This is a genomic window from Labrenzia sp. VG12 (assembly GCF_002237595.1).
In the GTDB taxonomy this organism is placed as follows: domain Bacteria; phylum Pseudomonadota; class Alphaproteobacteria; order Rhizobiales; family Stappiaceae; genus Roseibium.
The window spans coordinates 5442859-5461147 of sequence record NZ_CP022529.1; the positions used below are offsets into that span (position 1 = coordinate 5442859).

Below are 18289 nucleotides of genomic sequence, written 5' to 3' on the forward strand. Positions count from 1 at the left end.
CGCCGCTTGCATTCTTGTTTCAGGACTCCTAAATCACCGAAGCTTTGTAGCGTTCTTCTGCGGAACGCGCCGGATCACTGCGGTAGGCAGGGGGCAACCTGACGGGCCGCGCAGCATTAGGACGCATTCATGGCCCGCGATACGGTCGATTCCACCCCGATTGAAACGGTTGCGGACCTCGCCGCAACGCTTGAGGCGGGTTCCAAGCCGGAAGAGCAGTTCCGCATCGGCACCGAGCACGAGAAGTTCGGTTTCTGCCTGAAGGAACTGTCACCCATCCCCTATGAGGGCGACAATGGTGTTGAAGCCGTGCTCACCGGCATGGAAAAGCTGATCGGCTGGGAGCGGATCGAGGATGCCGGCAAGATCATCGGTCTTGCGGACGATCATGGCGGCGGCGCCATTTCGATCGAACCGGGCGGCCAGTTCGAATTGTCCGGGGCGCCGCTCGACAACCTGCACCAGACCTGCCGCGAGGCCAACCAGCATCTGGCCCATGTGCGCCAGGTGGCCGAGCCGCTGGGCGTCGGCTTCCTTGGCATCGGCATGACGCCGACCTGGTCGCGCGCCGACATGCCGCGCATGCCGAAATCGCGCTATGACATCATGACCAATTACATGCCCAAGGTCGGCTCGCTCGGCCTGGACATGATGTACCGGACCTCGACCATCCAGGTGAACCTGGACTTCTCGTCCGAGGCCGACATGGTCAAGAAGATGCGCATCGGTCTGGCCCTTCAGCCGGTTGCGACCGCCATCTTCGCCAATTCGCCGTTCACCGAGGGCAAGCCGAACGGCTTCAAGTCGTTCCGGGCGCAGATCTGGACCGATACGGACGCGGACCGCACGGGCGACATGCCTTTTGCCTTTGAAGACGGCTTCGGTTTTGAACGCTATGTCGACTGGGCGCTCGACGTGCCGATGTATTTCGTCAAGCGCGGCACCACTTATTACGACGTCACTGACACCACCTTCCGCCAGTTCATGAATGGTGCGCTTGAAGGCCGGGTGCCGGACGCGACACCGTCGCTTGGCGACTGGAACAACCATCTGTCGACCCTGTTCCCGGATGTGCGGCTGAAGAAATATATCGAGATGCGCGGGGCCGATGGCGGCCCGTGGCGCCGTATCTGTGCCCTGCCGGCGCTTTGGGTCGGCCTGCTTTATGACAAGGGCGTGATGGATCAGGCCTACGAACTGATCAAGGACTGGACCGAGGAAGAGCGCGCGACCCTGCGCCGTGAAGTGCCGAAACACGCGCTTCAGACCCCGTTCCGGGATGGCACGCTTCTGAGCGTTGCCAAGGATGTCTTGGCCCTCTCCCAGGAAGGCCTCAAGCGACGCAACCGTTTGAGCGATGGCGATCTCGACGAACGTGTGCACCTGGCACCGATCGAAGAGGGGCTGGCCTCCGGCATGAGCCCGGCCGACGTGCTTCTGCAGCGTTACAACGGCTCCTGGAACGGCGACATCAGCCAGGTCTTCCGTGAATACGCCTATTAGAGTGTTTCAATCTAACCGTGAAACACTCTAGGTCCGGGTCCCGGGTCTCTGGCCGGACAATCAGTTTCCGGCCAGGATTTCCTTTTCCGGTCCATGGGTTGCTTGTGCTTCATGGGGGCTCCGGTCGCCCACGTTCAGTGATCCATTCAGGAAAGCTGCGACAAGATCATGTGTTTTCCGATCGTTCAGAAAGCTGTCATGACCATGGCCGGGCAGGATCTTGACCTCTACATGTGAAAACGGTGCGGCCACCTCTGCGTAGCCGGCCGTGTTGACGGCTGCGTCCTCATCACCTGCAACAATGATCACGTTGCCTTCCATGGCCGCGAGACCGTCTTCTGCTGTCTGCGGTGGCATGGGCAGCCCGGACGCAATGGCGCGAAAGGTGTAGCTGGGATATTCGGGCGGCAGGTTGAGGTGAGCCACGTGCAGGTGATTGAACGCCTCCAGCCCCATCGCGTTGAAGGCAATAAGTCCGGTGATCCGAAGGCGGTCGATATGAAGCGGCGAGTCTGGCTGCGGCGTTTTCGGTTCGGTCGGGCCCGGGCCAAAATAAGGGGCAAATAGCAGGTATCCCGACAGGCGCGGCCGATCCCGTTTCAGGGCATAGCGCAGTGCGATGCCTCCGCCCATGGAATGTCCTGCCAACCAGATCCTTGCATCGGGCCTGGCCGTGCCAAGGAACGTGATGACCTCTGCAAGGTCGTCTTCATACTGGCCGAAGTGATCGACGTCATATCGCGTACCGCTGGAATTGTTGTGCCCTCTAAGATCCACTGCAACCACCTGGGTCTTGGCCGTGGTGGAGAGCAATCCGGCAGGATTGTTCCAGCGGTCCCCGGCCGCGCCAATGCCGTGGACGAGGACGATGACATTCGCCGCCGTATCGGGGCCGAACAGTCTGGCCGCAATTCGAGCGCCGTCCCCTGTCACGAAATGTGTGTCGCGGAACGGATAGATCTGGTCAAAAACCACGCCGTTCTTGAGCTCGATGGCACGCTGCTGCTCGGCGGTAAGTCCTTGTGCGCGAAACGGGTTCTCCCGCGGCCACAGGGTCACGGTGACGACCAAAACGAGGGCCAGCAAGACAAGGCCAGCCACTCCGGCAAGGCTCGCGGCGATCCAGTTCATGTGTTCTCCTTCAAAGTCTCAGGCTGCCACGGTTGGAACCTGTCCGAACAAGGCACGTGTTCTCGCCGGTGAAACCGCCGACACGGGAAATATGACATATATATTGTCGTTATGACATGTTAATTGTCAATATGAATCGAAGCTCGAGATAGTTCGGGAAGTTCCGGTCCCGGCCGGAAAGGCGAATTGACCTTCCTCGCGCAAGGAGGCACTCTGTTCGTGAACGGTCTTTTGTCTCAAGGCCTTGCAACACCGTGACCGGAACAGCGCAATGACTGGCAGCGAAACGTCGGCTCCTCCCTTTGACATTTTTTCCTTGTCGGAAGATGTCCGTGACCGCTTCGGCTGGTCGAATGACGACCTCAACAAGGTGATGGAACAGTTGATGCCGGCTGCGCTCAATGGCTTCCGCTATTTCGGCAGCACCGTGCCCGGATTTTCCGAGTTTCTCGGCCGGTCGACACCCTTGTCCGGTGGTGCCGAGGTGCCGTTTCAGGGGTTTTCGAGCCTGTTTCAGAGCCCTTCCGAAGCCGCGCTGACACCCTTTTTCGGACCGGAGGCCGTGCAGCAGGCCCTGGCCGGCCAGATCTCGGGACTGACAGGACTGCAGCGCGACGCCATTCAGGAAATGATGCCCGTGGCGGCCACGCTTGCAATGGGCCAGATCGCACGCCCCTTCGTTCATGGCGAGGCGCGCAACCTGCTGGACGCCTATCTGCGCGGATTTGCAAGGGGCAGACCCAAGCCCCAGCCGACGCCGGTCGATTATCTTCAGGGCTATGCCAATGCCATGCAGGCGTTCTGGGGGGCATTCCTGCAGCCGGCGAGCATCGTCGAACACCCGGCAGAACCGGAGCCGGAAGAAGAAGAACTGCCACCTGAGCCCGAAGAAGAGACAGCCCCTGAGACCTCGGAATTCGAGGAAATGGTGTCCAACTGGATGTCCGCCGGACGAGATTTCCAGTCAAGCCAGTTCAAGGCCTTCGACAGTTTCTTTGACAAGGCCGCCAAGGACTTTCGGCCTGACTGACTGGCCCGAAGGAAGAGAGTTTACGCGGTGGGGTCACCGAGCAATTTGCGCGCGTTGGCTGCCTGACGTTCCAGCCGTTTGTCGAGGTCGCCGTAAAGGCGCTCCAGGTATTCACGGGGTGGCCCGGGCAGCAGCCAATGGTCGATGGAATTGAGATTTCCGGAAATCATCGTTTTCATGTTCTTTTGCGCTCGCGGGTCGATTTCCACCAGGGCCTGCTCAAAAAGCCGCTGCGCAGTCTCCCGGTCCTGACCATTGATAAGCATCAAAAGAATAAAGGCACTGTTTCGCACGTAAGCGTGAAGGCCAAGCTCTAACTGTTCTCCAATCAGGGTCAGCGTCGATGCCGCTGTGGGAGCCATGGATGCCAACCAGCACATTGCTGGAATCTTGAGCTTCGACGTCCGGATCAGGTGCTCACACACGTCTTTTGCATGCTCAGTGCCATAACCGCCTTTCTTCAGATAGAGCGAAAGAAGATCTTCGCTGTCCCGCGTTCCGTCAGCGCCCGCGGGCAGCCTGTCAATGAGGCCTTGAAGAAGCGGCAGGACGCGCGGGTCGTTGCCGGCCCGTGCGCAGAGATCGGCGACTTGTGCGAACTCGTAGACAACACCGTCCTCCATCCAGATCCGGGCGATGGCATCAAAGAAGTCGGGTCGGTATTCCAGCAAGGGGATCATGCTCGTGGCCAGGGCGGATTTCTCTCGAGCCTCAGGACCTTGTTTCAAACGCGCTTCGATCACCGCAGGCAGTTTCGGGGAGTTGGGAAAGTGACGGCGCATCAGGCCGCAAATGACTGGCAGAAAAGCCGGAGGATCGCGAAAGCCTGACAACACGCCCGCGATCGTCTCGTCTCCCTTGAAAGCGGCTGCCAGCGCAAAGCCGGCCTCGACTGCAAATCTGTTCGCTCTCTCTGCATAGCCGGTGGAACAGGGCCAGGCAAACCTGTTGTCGTCCGGTTCAGGTTCGTCGTGTCTGCGCATCTGGGCCATGGCGAATTTGATGAGTTCGGGTTTCGTCGCAACCCCTTTCACGAGGGCGTCCCAGGCGCTTTCCCTGGTTGAGAGCGGGGCGCCGGAAAACAGGGGTTCCTTTGAATCCGGTGCCCATTGAAACTGTTCACTTGAGACCGTCGTCAGGTAGTGCTCGATCATCTGCCTGAGTGTCGTTCTTTGCGGATAGTCGCTGATGAATTCAAGAGCTTTGTTACGGTCTACGTCCGTGCGCGGCCATCTCAAGTCCCGGCGTGTCAGGGTGGAAAAGAGAGCGTCGACCGGCATCAACGCAAGGTCTGAAGCATTTTCCAGGCGGGCTGGAAGGCCTGCCGTCTGACGCAAGGTGGTATCGATCCTGGTCAGAAGACCGAACCAGCGAGTTGCCTCCTGGGGGGTTGCGTCGCGTTCGATCTGGACCCTCTTTTCAAAAACCACGCCTGGTGGCGGAGCAGAGACCCCTCGAACATAATCCTTTTGTCCGAAGACGTGCCAGGCGATTGACGCAGGGTCCGAAGGGTCGAAACTGTATTTCAGGAGGTCGTCGAGAGAGATTTTGATTGGCGCCGGATCGACGGAATAAAGATAGAGGGCGAATTTGTCCGCGACGACCTTCTCCTCGTAGAAGCAGAGCCGTTTCTTGGTGTTGGCGCGTAGCTTCTCCAACGCGGCGACGAGTTCCTGAGCTCCTTCGCGGGAGAGACCTCTTCGCTGCGGATCTTCCTTGTCGACATGCCGCGATACCGCCACTTCCAGCGCGTCGATAAACCCGGGAGAACTCATGATCCGGTTGGAGGCGTGTCTCGCGTATCCAAATGTCCGGAAACGCTCAAATTCACGACAGCGGCACTCCGCCCAGTCAATTGGCCAAGGATTGAAGACCAGCATGATCTTGTCTTTGGCCACGGCTGAATCGGTTTCTTCGCGAAGCGCTGCAACAAGTGCCTGAAGTGCATCCTGGTCGTCAGCCTGTTCCCAAAGGAGATACTGAAAGGCCGCTCGGCGGATTTGTGGCGTTTCGTCCCGGAGCCGGTCCATTATCTCCTTGCTTCGAATTCCTCTCAACGCGATGCGTCGCGTTGCTGCAAGACGCATGCGTGGATCCGATTTCGGCGATGTCAGCAATGTCATCAGGCGATTAGTCAGCTCCCCGTCATCGGGGCGCTGGGCGGCGACATATTCCAGCCCGAGCGGCGTTACCGCAATCTGGTCAATGATGATGCGTTCGGTTTCTGGCGGGAACACACCGGTGTCCAGAAGTCCCAGTTTTGCAGCCTTGCGGACCACGGTCCAGTCGAGATCGAAGCCGAATTCCAGAGCATAGCGCTGCAATGCGACCGAAACCTGCGCGACTTCCGGAACAATCTTGTCGACGTCATGTGGGTAGTGGCGCTGCTGGCGATCAGATTCGTCAGCGAGATCTCTCAGGGTCGCTGCGAGAACCTTCTTCCGGATTTGCTGAGACGCCTCAAGCGCAAGTTTTGCACGGTAAAGGCGGAATTCGGAGCTGTTCCGGCAATCGCTCAGAAACGGATGGGCAGCGCGGCCGCGAATGTTTTCTGAATACGACCCGTCACAGGCAACGTTGAACAGCAGCTCGGCGTATCCCCGTCTTTTCCGACCCGCGAAGCGGTAGCCGAACTCTTCGAGGAAATGGCTCAGGCTCTCCTCGTCCAGGTTCTGCTTCATCGCGCGACCGAAGAAGTCTCTTGCGTCGGAATCCCGCCAGACACCGCCTTCGAGTGCGAGCCAGATGGGGGCGTACCAGGGAGTGTTTAGCACCCAGATGCCCGCGTGGGGGCGCCCGTCAGGGCCGTAACTCCCTCTGAATTCTTTTGCCGGCAAGGGTTCGAGCAATAGCGTTTCGAGCGCTTGCCGGCGCGCTGTCTTGTCCGGCGACGCAATTATGGCGTTGACGATTTCCAGGCGCAGCTCGGCGTCGGTCTCCTGGCGGAATTCCGTCAGCAGGGCCTCTGTGTCTACCTGATCGTTCATGACAATGACCTAAAGGAAAAGTTGCAAATCTCAGAGCTTCAACATCGGCGTTACTGGTGAAGAAAACGTAAGGGCGGCAAGGCCTTCCTGATAAAAAAAGACCCGCCGGAGGTGGCGGGTCAGTTTCGTCAGCAAGGCATGCCGACAGGGGCTGCTAATTTGGAGGCCGGACCAGAAGGTGGTCGCGGGGGTCAGGCGGCCAGCTGGTCCTGATCAGGGCGCCGGGTTCCGATGATGGCCAGGCTGGTGCGGTCCAGCGGCGTGTTTGCCGGTCGCACGTCAAGCCAGCTGGATTGCACTTTGGCAGCGCTCACCAGAGATGTCGGGTCGGTATAGAACGGCTGGGCCAGCGCCCGTCGAACGTCGCTCCGCGTCAGGCCGACATCTTTCAGCTGTTCATCGGACCAGTCCTTCAGTTCCGCGAACTGACGCCGGTTGATAAATACACGCCATGCACGGGCAACCGTCTGCCCGAGGAGAGCGAAGAAAGGGGTGCTTGCAGTATGTGTCATGGCATAAATCTCCTGTGAGCGGCCGGAGGAATTTCCGGCAGCCTGTTCCGAGCCAGTGCTGGCTATCCTTGTTGGGAACATCCTCAAGATGGATCATCCGCTTGCATTAATCCAACGAATGTTTGTGATTGAAATAATCACTTCCTGTGATGTCAGGAATTTCGGGCATCGGGTTCGCTGATGTCCGTGACACGAATACGAAAACATTTTTCGGATAAATGATTGGTGTGCTAAACATGAGCATCTCTTATAAATGAGGCGCCTATGCTCGACCTGGATCAGCTCCGAACCTTTGTGGCCATCGCGGAAAGCGGCAGCTTCACCCGTGCCGCGGACAACGTGCACAAGACCCAGTCGGCGGTGTCCATGCAGATGCGGCGGCTGGAGGAGCGGATCGGCAAACCGCTTTTTGTCCGGGTCGGCCGACAATCCCGGCTGACCGAACATGGCGAACGCCTTCTGCATTATGCCCGCCGCCTTGTGCAGCTGAACGATGAGACCCTGGCGGCCTTTGACGACACCGAACTGGCCGGTCTTGTCCGGCTCGGCACGCCCGACGATTATGCGGACAGGTTCCTGCCGGAGATCTTGGCCCGGTTTTCAAGATCCAATCCCAAAGCCGAAGTCAGCGTCGTCTGTGCCCCGACGCCCAACCTGGCGGACATGATCGGGGAAGGGGAGCTGGACGTCGCCATCATTACCCATGTGCAGAAAAAGGGCCGCAAGCATGTCGAGGTGGTGCGCCGCGAGCCTTTGCTCTGGGTCGTGTCCGCGCGTCATGCGGTGGAAAATGAATCGCCGCTGCCGCTTGCACTCGGTCGGGCAACCTGCGACTGGCGCAAGGCCGCCATCAACGCCCTCGGCGACCAGATGCGCGAACACAGGCTGCTCTATTCCAGCTGGAACTCAACGGCTGTCGGAGCGGCCGTGCTCGCGGGTCTCGCCATATCCGTCCTGCCGGAATCGGCCCTGCGCTCGGGCATGCGCGTATTGACGGAAGCCGACGGGTTTCCAAGGCTGCCGGAGTGTGAAATCGGCATCATGCGGTCCTGGCACACCACCTCCCGCGTCACGGACGCTCTGGTGGAGCATATCCTGTCTTCCCTTGACAATCTTTCCGTCCCCCAGGCCGCCGAATGACCAGCTTTTGTCGAATATCGACGCAAATTCAAACGGTTATGATCGGTGGCGATTTTTGCCCAATCGGAAAAATGCGTTGAAGCGTTAGATGTTGTGATGTATCTTGCTTAAATCAATTCGAATCTCGAATTCCCCGCTGGTCGGTGGCTGATTTATAGGGTCCCTGATGAATCACGCACTAGATATTGATCAGTTGCGAACGTTTTTGGCGATCGCGGAGCTCGGCAGCTTCACAAAAGCCGGTGAAGCCGTGCACAAGACCCAGTCGGCCGTCTCCATGCAGATGCGGCGTCTCGAAGAACGGGTCGGCCAACCGATTTTCATCAAGGATGGGCGTCAGTCGCGTTTGACCGAAGACGGTTTGCGGCTTGTCGAGTTCGCCCGGCGCATGATCCTTCTGAACGATGAAACGCTTTCGGCCTTTAACGGCCAGAAGGAAGTCGGGCACGTCAAGCTCGGTGTGCCGGATGACTATACCGACCGGTTGCTGCCTCAGGTCCTGGCGGCATTCAATCGCCTCAACCCGTCGATTGAGGTTCAGGTCGATTGCTGTTCCAGCGCCAAGCTGACCGCTGCGATCCGGGAAGGTGCCCTCGATGTCGCCATCACGACCTCCGGGGACACGATGGAACTGCGCGGCGAGATAATCCGTCGTGAACCCCTTTACTGGGTGACGTCAACCCAGCATTCCGCGCATACGCAGGATGTCATTCGTCTCGCGCTCGGGCCGGCCAGCTGTGGCTGGCGGAGGCTTTCCATGGAGGCTCTGGACAGGGCCGGGCGGCAATATCGTGTCTCCTACACCAGTTCGAGTGCCGCGGCTCTGGTGGGGGCGGTGCAGGCAGGTCTGGCCATCACCGTATTTCCGGAAAGCGCCATTCGCGACGGCATGCGCATACTGGACGAGAAGGATGGGTTTCCCTCACTTCCGTTCTGCGACATTGCGTTGCTGCGTTCAGATGGCGCGCGCGAAGCCATGCATGACAAGCTGTGCAATCATCTGGTTGCCGCGATCGGCAATGTCGGCAATGGCGCTGGCCAGATGGCGGCAGAATAGATCGGCCGCCCGTAGAGCCGCTTGATCAAATCTTGAAAAGGACGCCTCAGCGGGCGCGCAACATCATCAGGTTGCCGCCCAGCACGCAGACGAGGCCGGCCGCTGCCAGCAGTGTCCACTGATAGCCTTCGAAAATCGTCGACAGTGTCAGCGCGACAACGGGAAACATCACCGTTGCATAGCCCGCGCGCGCTGAGCCGATGCGGCCGAGCAGTGTCAGGTAGGACGCAAAGGCGATCACCGAGGCGACAATCGCGAGATAAACGAGGCTGCCGAGATAGTAGACAGACCATTCGACGGTAAAGCTCTGGCCTCGCAGCGCCGAGAAAAGGCCAAGAAAGACCATGCCGTAGACCATGCCCCAGGCCGTCGCGGGCGTCACGCCGATGCCTCGCCGCTGGGTATCGGCAGAGAGCATGTTGCCGAAGCAGAAGGAAAGGGTGCCGCCAATACAGAAGGCCAGGCCGATCGCAGCTTCGGTGTTGAATTCCGCACCGGCCAGTTTCGGCCAGAACATCAATGCGATACCGGCAAAGCCGAGAAGTCCCGCTGCTAGTGCCATCAGGTTCGGTCGTTGCCCGAACAGGATCAGGCCCAGGAACAGGTTGAAGATGGAAGCCGTGGAGAAGATCACGGCAAGCAAACCGGATGGCAGGCTGGCGGCGCCGTAATAGAACAGCGTGAAGTTGGTCGAGAAGATCAGCGCACCAAGACCGGCAAACCGTAGATGATCCCGCAAGGGAAACCGCAGCTGGTGCCCGCGGGACCAGGCCCAGGCCATCATGATGGCTGCGGCCAGCACGAAGCGCCAGAACACGGAAACTTCCGGGGCGACGCTTGCCACCTGGCCCTTCATGGCGATCCAGCTCACCCCCCATGCCAGAACGGTAACGGCATAAAGACCGTAATCGGTGGCGCTGAAACCGGTTGAACCGGGGCGCAGGGCGGGCGAGGCAACACTCATGTCTGAACCAATACTGTCGGAAGTGACCGTCAATGTGCGGCGCTGGATACTTCAGCGCAAATGATTGTTTTTGATGTTTCCATCAAACAAGCAGATGCATTAGGGTTTTCAGGTGATTTCAGGGGGCGGTGACATTCTGCGGGGGCGGTATGCATTTTCTTGTTATTGAGAACTACCCACACACGGAGCTGGGCACACTCGGGCGGGTGGCTGCTGAAGAAGGACATACCTGGCGCAGCGTCGAAGCCCATGCCGGTGAGGACCTGCCGGCAACGATCGATCCCTATGCCGGCCTGGTGATTTTGGGCGGTGCGCAGAACGCACTTGCGGATGGGGCCTACCCGTTCCTTCCGAAAGTCTGCGATCTGATCCTGAAGTTTCACGAAGTGGACAAGCCGGTTCTGGGCATCTGCCTTGGCAGCCAGCTTGTGGCGCGGGCTTTCGGGGCAGAAAATCTTCTCGGCCTGCCGGTTGAATTCGGCTGGCGCGAAGTGTTGCCGACGAAAGAGGGCCGACTGGATCCTGTGCTGCAGGAACTTCAGACCGGCAGACCGCAGTTTCATTGGCACACCGACACGATGACCTTGCCGGAGGGCGCGGTTCACCTGGCAACCAGTGCGATGACGCCGGTCCAGGCCTTTCGTGTGGGCCGGGCGACCTATGGGCTTCAGTTCCATTTCGAAACGGGTCTTCAGGAAGTGCGCAACTGGTCGGAGCAGTTTGCCGACGAGATAAAAGCACATACGCCGGACTGGCCGGTTCGCTTTGACACCGAAGCTGCACGCCACGCGGCAGGCGCTGATGAAACGGGCGCCGCAATTGCGCGCGCTTGGCTGGACTTGCTTTGAAGCAGACGTTTGGACTTGACTTTCCGGCTCTCACGAAAACGGTGCAAGAGCCTCAAACCACCGGTGTGCCGCCACTCAGGACGGTTTGCATCATGATTTCGTCGAGGTTGCCTCCGGAGAGGATAATACCTGCCTTCCTGCCCTTGAGACGCCCGGCATCCTTCGCCAAGGCGGCCAGAGCCGCAGCCCCCGCGCCTTCGGCAAGATTGTGCGTGTCCGCAAACAGGATCCGGACGGCCTCGGCGATCTCGTCATCCGTGACGCTGACGATGTGCTCTGCGCCGGCCTTCAGAATATCCAGGGCGGCCTGAACCGGTTCGCGGCAGGCCATGCCGTCGGCGAAGGTCCGGGCGGTCTCGGTGGTGACGATGGCGCCGGTTTCAAACGAGAGCCCGTAGGCAGGTGCGTTTTCTGTCACCACCGGGACAATCTCGGTCTTCAGCCCCAGGAGATCGCGCACGGTGATCAGGCCGCAGGCACCGGATCCCATGCCGACAGGTACATAAACCACATCAAGATCGGGGTGGGCGGTGAAGAATTCCATGGCATAGGTGGCAACGCCAAGAACGATGTTCTTGTGAAAACTCGGCACCATGAGATATCCGCTGTCTTCCGCGATCCGTTCCGCCGCACGCCGGGAGATGTCGAAATCCCGGCCTTCGATCACGAGCGTTGCGCCGAATGCCTGCATAGCCCGGTTCTTGCCGTCCGCATTGCCCTCGGGCACGACGATCGTTGCCGGCAGTCCAAGTGTGCGGGCTGCCAGGGCCATTGACTGACCGTGATTGCCACGGGTCGCCGTAACGACCCCGGAGGGACGCCCGTGGGCTTCGATGTGCTTCTGGATATAGACAATCGAGCTGCGGGCCTTGAACGCTCCGATGGGCGTGTGGTTCTCGTGTTTGACGGCAATCTTGAAGCCGAAGCGTTTTTCAAGCAGGGGCCAGAGATAGGCCGGCGTTTCCGGCACCAATTGGCGGACAATCGGAAAGGCGGCATCGAGCTCGGAACGGGAAAAAAGAGGGGTCATTTCGGGGTCTGCTGGCGTCCGTGGTGTGAAGTCGGGGCGATTGCCGGAGAATAGACGCTGCCAGCGTGCATTTGTCTTTCAGGATCCTGAACCGCATCGCGCTTGCAAGTTCGAAGCCTCTCGGTCAGGTTAGGCGGCCATGAGCAACCCTCTGTCCCCTTCGGCATCGACAAGTCGGCCGCACCGCATCGATATTGCGGGGCACAGGCTCGTCCTGTTGTCGGCCGCAGCCTACGACGTTGCTTTCGTGGCCACGCGGGACACGATCGGCTTTGCCTTTGATGGCCAGACAGGCAGTCATGCCATCGCGTCAGACCGAAGTGAACCCTTCTGTCGCCGCCCCAACTCGGTTGCGCTGACACCAAGGGGCTGCGAGGTGAGGTCCCGGTCGGCCGCAGGCGGTGAATATCTGCAGCTCAGCGGAAACGGCATCAGCTTTGAGGGAGAGGCCTATCGGACCAACCTCATGATGGCCGCTGCCTTGCCGGTCGCGGCAGAGATGCGCCGATGGTTTTTGACGGGCAAGACCCCGGATCCGCTTCTGGCGGAAGCCGGGCTGGCACGGCTGACCACCGCGGTATCGCGGCCGCAATCCGATCCGAAGGCCGCTCGCTGGATGACGCCGATGCGCTTCCGGCGCCTCACGGACCACATCGAAGCAGATCTGGACACAGAGCTGACGGTTGCCGGGCTGGCGAGGTGTGTTGGCGTCTCGCCAAGCTTTCTGAGCCGGGCCTTTTCGGCTTTCTGCGGCCAGTCGCCTTATGACTACATCGTCAGCCGCCGTCTCCAGCGGGCTCGCCGGCTGATCAGCGAAACGCAAGATGCTTTGGCCGATATAGCGGTGTCCTGTGGCTTTTCCTCGCAAAGCCACATGACCTCGCTTTTCCGGAGACGCCTCGGGATCTCGCCGGGCCGGCTGGAGCGGCCAGGCAAGAGCGGCTGAAATATAGAACCGGCATCAGCACCGGCATGGACTTTCTCAAAGCACCAGATTGTGACGTCCGGCCTTGGTGATATCGGTTTCTCCACACAGGCCCATGGTGACGTCCAGTTCCTTGTGCATGATCTCCAGCACCTTGCTGACACCGGCCTTGCCCATGGCGCCGAGCCCATAGATGAAGGCGCGACCGATATAGGTGCTGTGGGCCCCCATGGCGACGGCCTTGAAAACATCCTGACCGGAGCGGATGCCACCGTCGAAATGCACTTCGACCTTGTCGCCCACAGCGTCGACAATCTCCCGCAGAACGTCATAGGACGCCAGGGCACCGTCCAGCTGCCGGCCGCCATGGTTGGACACCACAATGGCATCCGCACCGAGACCGGCCGCGATCTTGGCATCCTCGACATCGTTGATGCCCTTCAGGATCAGTTTGCGGTCCCAGTGTTTCTTGACCCACTCGACAGAGGACCAGTCGAGGGTCGGGTCGAACTGGCTGGCCGTCCACTCCGCGAGCGATGACATGTCCTCAACACCCGAGACATGGCCCTGGATGTTGCCGAATTCCCGACGCCTGGTTTGCAGCATGTGCCAGCACCAGCGCGGTTTGAAGGCGAGGTCGAGCAGAACATGCGGCTTCGGCTTGGGCGGCGTCGACAGACCGTTCTTGATGTCCTGGTGCCGCTGTCCGAGCACCTGCAGATCGAGCGTCAGCACCAGGGCCGAACAGCCGGCCTTGTGCGCCCGCTGCATCAGGCTTTCGGAGAAGCCGCGATCGCGCATGACATAGAGCTGGAACCAGAACGGGTTTTTGGTGTTCTCGGCCACATCCTCGATGGAGCAGACGCTCATGGTCGACAGGGTGAAGGGAACCCCGAATTCTTCCGCGGCCTGGGCAGCCAGGATCTCACCGTCGGCGCGCTGCATACCCGTCAGGCCAACAGGGGCCAGGGCGACCGGCATGGCGACCTCCTGGCCGATCATGGTTGTCTTGACCGAACGGTTGTCGATGTTGCGCGCAACCCGCTGACGCAATTTCTGCCGCTGCAAGGCGGCCTCGTTGTCCCAATATGTGCTCTGCGTCCAGGAACCGGTGTCGGCATATTGATAGAACATCTTCGGCACCCGGCGGCGGGCCAGCGCCTGCATGTCGGCGACATCTGTGACAATCGGCATGTGGGGTTCTCCTGATGCTGGGGACCGCGTGGGCGGTCAATCGGTTTTGGGCTTTCTGAGGCCGGCAAGATATTCGCGCTGGTCGAGGTCTTCCGCAGTCGCCAGCGCTTTCTGGACGTAGTCGATGTGATCTTCGGAGGCGCGGCGCGCGGCTTCCGCGTTGCCGGACCGGATGGCCTCGGCGATCGCTGCATGCTGGGCGAGCAGGTCGACCCGTGCCGTCGGCTGGTGGTACAGCCGGCCGCGGTCATAGAAGACGCCGTTTTCCAGGAGCCGGTAGCAGGAGCGCAGCGTATGCAGCATCACCACATTGTGGGCGGCTTCACCGACCGCATGGTGAAAGGCCACATCAAGCAGGCTTTCGGCCCTCCGGTCACCGGCCACGTGCGCGGCGTTCATCTGAGAGATGATGTCGTCGAGGCGCTTCACGTCGGAAGGGGCCGCCCGGTCGGCTGCCAGAGCGGCAGCCTGACCTTCAATACCCCGCCGGAACTCGAAATAATCGGACTTTGCCGAGGGATGTCTGGAGATCAGCTGGATGATGGCTTCGGAGAAGATCGGACCGATCAGGTCGGCAACGAAGGTGCCGCCACCGCGCCGTGCCTCGATGAGTTCCCGTTCCTCCAGGAGTTTCAGGGCATCGCGCAGCACCGGTCGGGAGACGGCCAGTTGCTCTGCCAGGTCGCGTTCCGCCGGCAGGCGGTCGCCTGAGCGCAGCACGCCTTTCAGGATCAGATCCTCGATCTGTTCCACCGCGGCAAGAGCCGTTTTCTGATGGTTGACGGGCCGAAACATGGGGCTGGCAATCTCCTTGTTGATGGCAAAATAGCTGCAAAATCTTAATTGGTCAATTTTTTTGTCCAATTAGTGTTGCGGATACGACGCTGCGCAACACAAAGCGGACATGTGACAAATTGACTGTTGGTTTTCCCGATGCCTTAAAGGAAGGTGGGTGAGGCACACTACTTTAGTCGAGGTCGGCAACTTGGATCAGAGGTCAGAAAACGGGTCGTCCTTTCCCAAATTCCGGACATCACCGTTGCGCGAAAAGGTTCTGGGCGAGGTTCATGCGCGTCCGTTTCGGGCGCTCACCTGCCCGCGCACCATCCTTCACTACGCGTTTCTGACCGATGCCGAAGAGGCGGTGCGCGATCAGGCCTGGCTGTCGGAATTCTGTGTTTCGCGGGGTGGGCATGGGCCGACGCCGGGCGCGCGTCATCACACGTTGGCCTTCGGCGGTGGCACGCTGAGCTGGGAACAGCATGCCGAGTTCACCACCTATACCTGGGATGGTGCCGCGCATGAAAAGACCATTTTCGGCAGTGTGCCGATCAATCATCCCTTCGGCGCGGCGTTCCGGGCACCGGGCGATCTGCTGGTGGCGGTCCGTGTCGAACTGCGGGGCGGGGACGACACGATCGAATGGCGCAGCCAGTTCGATGACGGCAGCATGACCGTATCGACACTGGAAGACGGCGCGGCCCTTGTTGCGACAGATTTTCGCCAGGATGGCGACGGTCTGACGCGCATCCTCGTTTGCAACAGGGCAATGAGCGACGTTCAATCCGGCTCTGTCGTTCAGCGCCTGCTGGAAGTCGAGACCTATCGCACGCTGGCGATGCTTGGTCTGTTTGAGGCGACCAGCCTGCAGCCGGATATCAGGCGGTTCGAACTCGAACTGGCCGATCTCACCGGCCAGATGAAGGATGCGTCCGCGCTCGGGGCCAACCAGGAGCTTCTGGACAAGCTCAGCGCACTGGCGGCGGCGCTGGAAGCGGGGGCGACAGCCAGCACGTTCCGGTTTGGCGCAAGCCGTGCCTATGACCAGATCGTACGGGCGCGTCTGGAAGCGCTCCGGGAAGAAGCTGCGCCCGGGGAACTTTCCATGGCGTCTTTCCTGGCGCGCCGGTTGGCTCCGGCCATGCGTACCTGTCAGGCGATCGAAGACCGGCAGGCCATGCTCTCACGCAAACTCGCCAGGGCAACCACCCTCTTGCGCACACGGGTGGATGTGGAGCTGGAAGACCAGAACCGGAACCTGCTCAAGTCGATGAACAGGCGTGCCCGCCTGCAATTGCGATTGCAGCAGACCGTTGAAGGACTGTCGGTCGCGGCGGTCAGCTACTACGTGGTCGGACTGATTTCCTATCTGGCCAAGGCTGCCAAGAGCGCGGGGCTGCCCGTTCCCGATGCCAGCGTGACCACAGGTCTCGCGGTTCCGGTTGTTGTGCTGTTGATCTGGTGGACCGTTCGGCGCATCCGTCAGCATCATGGTGAGCACTGACGGAGCGAAACGGATCTCTCAAACGAAAAAGGCCGGGTTGACCCGGCCTTTGATATTTCACCTTGAAGCACGTTACTTCGTGGTGCCGTCTGCGTTGTACTGTGCCAGATAGGCGATGACATTTTGCAGATCGGCTTCCTTGCGCAGGCCGGCAAAGGCCATCTTGCCTTTCGGGATGACGTCCTTCGGCTTGGTCAGGTACGCGGTGAGCGTTTCTTCGTCCCACACCTTGCCGTCACCCATCTCGATAAGAGCCTTGGAATACTTGTAGCCTTCCACCTGGCCCCAGGACGCGCCGACGACACCGTTCAGTGCCGGACCGACCTTGTTCTTGGCCTTTTCACCGACTGCGTGGCAGGCGGCGCATTTCTTGAAGACTTTGGCACCCTTTTCCGGGTCGCCCTCGGCGTGGGCCTGGGCAGTCAGGGCCAGAAGCGCGGTTCCGGCGATCATCAGCAGTCGCTGCATGTGTCTCTCCCTCATGCTGGGTGTATTGAAACCCGACCCAACAGAACAGGATGTCCCGCCCAGATGCAAGCGACGCACCGTCGCACTCGGGATACTACCGACCGGGCTCGGTCAATTCTGCGGGAGTTCAGACAGCCCTGGCCTGCCTGGGCGGATTGAGCCAGCTTTCTAGCCCTGAGTCCCAATAGGGGGAGGACCCGTAAAGGCCTGCCAGGAAGTCAATGAACACCCGCACCTTTGCGGGTAGAAATTGCCGGCTGGGATAGACGGCATAAAGGCCCACATCCTTGGAAGCCCTGTATTGCGGCAGGAGAATCTGGAGCTTGCCTTCACGCAATTCGGGTCCGACATCCCAGGTCGACCTCAGGGCAATGCCCACACCAGACAGAAGACACTCGCGCACGACTTCGTTGGAGTTTGTCTTGACGGGGGCCTGGGTCCGCACGGTTTCGATCCCGCTTGGTCCCAGCAGCCGCCAGGGATCCTGATTGGTCGCCGCAAGCGTGACATGGTTGGCCGTGAGGTCTTCGATGCTGTTCGGTTCGCCATGTTTTGCGACATAGTCCGGGCTGGCGCACAGGATCCGGTGAACGGGGGCAAGTCGCCGCGCGACCAGGCTTGAATCGGACAGTTCCGCGATACGGATTGCCAGGTCGTAGCCGTCTCCAACGATATCGACGAAGTCATCGGACAGATCGAGATTGATAGACAGATCCGGATTTTTGGTCAGGAAGGTGCCGAGGTGAGGTGCGATATGCAGCCGTCCGAATGAAGTCGGAACGGCAACTTTCAGATTGCCCCGTGCCTTGGCCGATCCTCGCGTGACGAAGGATTCGGCTTCTTCGACGGAGGCCAGGATCGCTACCACGCGCTCGAAGAAGCCCTGTCCGGCTTCCGTCATGGCAATCTGGCGCGTGGTCCTTTGCAGAAGGCGCGTTCCGAGTTTTTCCTCGAGCCGTCGAATGCGCTTTGACACCACGGCTGGAGACAGGCTCATTTCGCGTCCGGCAGCGGACATGCTGCCGGCGCTGACCACTCTCGCGAAAATCTCCATGTCCGTCAGATTGCTCATTTTCAATCTCTCAGAAAGATATCTATTCTTGTTCGAACGTTTCCCTTCGGCGCAGGACTTGCCACACTTGGTCAGGTCCTGTGATCTGCCAAGACATGTTACGGTCGGACCTGTCTGTTGGATCAACGTAACAATTCGTAGAAG

General features: G+C 60.0%; 16 protein-coding genes. 7 read left to right on the forward strand and 9 right to left on the reverse strand.

The window, feature by feature from the left end; translation table 11 throughout:
* The first annotated feature begins 129 nt into the window (after window positions 1–129).
* Window positions 130–1503: a glutamate--cysteine ligase gene (locus tag CHH27_RS25100; RefSeq protein WP_094074031.1), complete on the forward strand. Its 1374-nt coding sequence runs from the start codon at window positions 130–132 to the stop codon at window positions 1501–1503.
* A 60-nt stretch (window positions 1504–1563) separates the two neighbouring features.
* On the opposite strand, the gene CHH27_RS25105 is transcribed toward CHH27_RS25100, so the two are convergent.
* Window positions 1564–2634 carry an alpha/beta hydrolase gene (locus CHH27_RS25105; RefSeq protein WP_094074032.1) on the reverse strand — a complete coding sequence of 357 codons (1071 nt, stop codon included), beginning with the start codon at window positions 2632–2634 and terminating at the stop codon, window positions 1564–1566.
* Between the two features lie 271 nt (window positions 2635–2905).
* On the opposite strand from CHH27_RS25105, the gene CHH27_RS25110 reads away from it, so the two are divergent.
* The gene (locus CHH27_RS25110) at window positions 2906–3664 is read left to right on the forward strand and encodes a DUF937 domain-containing protein (protein ID WP_094074033.1); all 759 of its coding nucleotides are present in this window, start codon (window positions 2906–2908) and stop codon (window positions 3662–3664) included.
* Between the two features lie 20 nt (window positions 3665–3684).
* On the opposite strand, the gene CHH27_RS25115 is transcribed toward CHH27_RS25110, so the two are convergent.
* Together CHH27_RS25115 and CHH27_RS25120 are read right to left on the reverse strand one after the other, a co-directional pair.
* Window positions 3685–6651, reverse strand: a complete 2967-nt coding sequence (locus CHH27_RS25115) for a HEAT repeat domain-containing protein (RefSeq protein ID WP_094074034.1) — start codon at window positions 6649–6651, stop codon at window positions 3685–3687.
* Window positions 6652–6842: 191 nt separating this feature from the next.
* The gene (locus CHH27_RS25120) at window positions 6843–7163 is read right to left on the reverse strand and encodes a DUF1127 domain-containing protein (RefSeq protein ID WP_157739101.1); all 321 of its coding nucleotides are present in this window, start codon (window positions 7161–7163) and stop codon (window positions 6843–6845) included.
* Between the two features lie 264 nt (window positions 7164–7427).
* Here CHH27_RS25120 and CHH27_RS25125 point away from each other — a divergent pair, with 264 nt between their 5' ends.
* Window positions 7428–8303 carry a LysR substrate-binding domain-containing protein gene (locus CHH27_RS25125; RefSeq protein ID WP_094074036.1) on the forward strand — a complete coding sequence of 292 codons (876 nt, stop codon included), beginning with the start codon at window positions 7428–7430 and terminating at the stop codon, window positions 8301–8303.
* Between the two features lie 166 nt (window positions 8304–8469).
* Window positions 8470–9360 (forward strand): LysR substrate-binding domain-containing protein, encoded by an 891-nt coding sequence (locus tag CHH27_RS25130; RefSeq protein ID WP_094074037.1) that lies wholly within the window; start codon window positions 8470–8472, stop codon window positions 9358–9360.
* Window positions 9361–9406: 46 nt separating this feature from the next.
* Here the strand turns inward: CHH27_RS25130 and CHH27_RS25135 are convergent, their stop codons facing one another.
* Window positions 9407–10324, reverse strand: a complete 918-nt coding sequence (locus tag CHH27_RS25135) for a DMT family transporter (protein WP_094074038.1) — start codon at window positions 10322–10324, stop codon at window positions 9407–9409.
* A 149-nt stretch (window positions 10325–10473) separates the two neighbouring features.
* Here CHH27_RS25135 and CHH27_RS25140 point away from each other — a divergent pair, with 149 nt between their 5' ends.
* Window positions 10474–11172 carry a type 1 glutamine amidotransferase gene (locus CHH27_RS25140; protein WP_094074039.1) on the forward strand — a complete coding sequence of 233 codons (699 nt, stop codon included), beginning with the start codon at window positions 10474–10476 and terminating at the stop codon, window positions 11170–11172.
* Between the two features lie 52 nt (window positions 11173–11224).
* Here CHH27_RS25140 and CHH27_RS25145 read toward each other — a convergent pair whose 3' ends face one another.
* The gene (locus CHH27_RS25145; protein ID WP_094074040.1) at window positions 11225–12202 is read right to left on the reverse strand and encodes a threonine dehydratase; all 978 of its coding nucleotides are present in this window, start codon (window positions 12200–12202) and stop codon (window positions 11225–11227) included.
* A 139-nt stretch (window positions 12203–12341) separates the two neighbouring features.
* Here CHH27_RS25145 and CHH27_RS25150 point away from each other — a divergent pair, with 139 nt between their 5' ends.
* Window positions 12342–13148, forward strand: coding sequence for an AraC family transcriptional regulator (locus CHH27_RS25150; RefSeq protein WP_094074041.1), 807 nt, complete (start codon window positions 12342–12344; stop codon window positions 13146–13148).
* A gap of 36 nt (window positions 13149–13184) precedes the next feature.
* Here the strand turns inward: CHH27_RS25150 and CHH27_RS25155 are convergent, their stop codons facing one another.
* Both CHH27_RS25155 and CHH27_RS25160 read right to left on the reverse strand, forming a co-directional pair.
* Window positions 13185–14321, reverse strand: coding sequence for an alpha-hydroxy acid oxidase (locus CHH27_RS25155; protein ID WP_094074042.1), 1137 nt, complete (start codon window positions 14319–14321; stop codon window positions 13185–13187).
* Between the two features lie 36 nt (window positions 14322–14357).
* Window positions 14358–15116 (reverse strand): FadR/GntR family transcriptional regulator, encoded by a 759-nt coding sequence (locus CHH27_RS25160; protein ID WP_094074997.1) that lies wholly within the window; start codon window positions 15114–15116, stop codon window positions 14358–14360.
* Window positions 15117–15360: 244 nt separating this feature from the next.
* Here CHH27_RS25160 and CHH27_RS25165 point away from each other — a divergent pair, with 244 nt between their 5' ends.
* The gene (locus tag CHH27_RS25165; protein ID WP_247646159.1) at window positions 15361–16605 is read left to right on the forward strand and encodes a DUF3422 family protein; all 1245 of its coding nucleotides are present in this window, start codon (window positions 15361–15363) and stop codon (window positions 16603–16605) included.
* Between the two features lie 72 nt (window positions 16606–16677).
* Here CHH27_RS25165 and CHH27_RS25170 read toward each other — a convergent pair whose 3' ends face one another.
* Both CHH27_RS25170 and CHH27_RS25175 read right to left on the reverse strand, forming a co-directional pair.
* Window positions 16678–17073 carry a cytochrome c family protein gene (locus CHH27_RS25170; protein WP_094074044.1) on the reverse strand — a complete coding sequence of 132 codons (396 nt, stop codon included), beginning with the start codon at window positions 17071–17073 and terminating at the stop codon, window positions 16678–16680.
* A gap of 127 nt (window positions 17074–17200) precedes the next feature.
* Complete coding sequence (locus CHH27_RS25175; protein ID WP_094074045.1) at window positions 17201–18145, reverse strand: LysR family transcriptional regulator; 945 nt, start codon at window positions 18143–18145, stop codon at window positions 17201–17203.
* Between the last annotated feature and the right edge of the window lie 144 nt (window positions 18146–18289).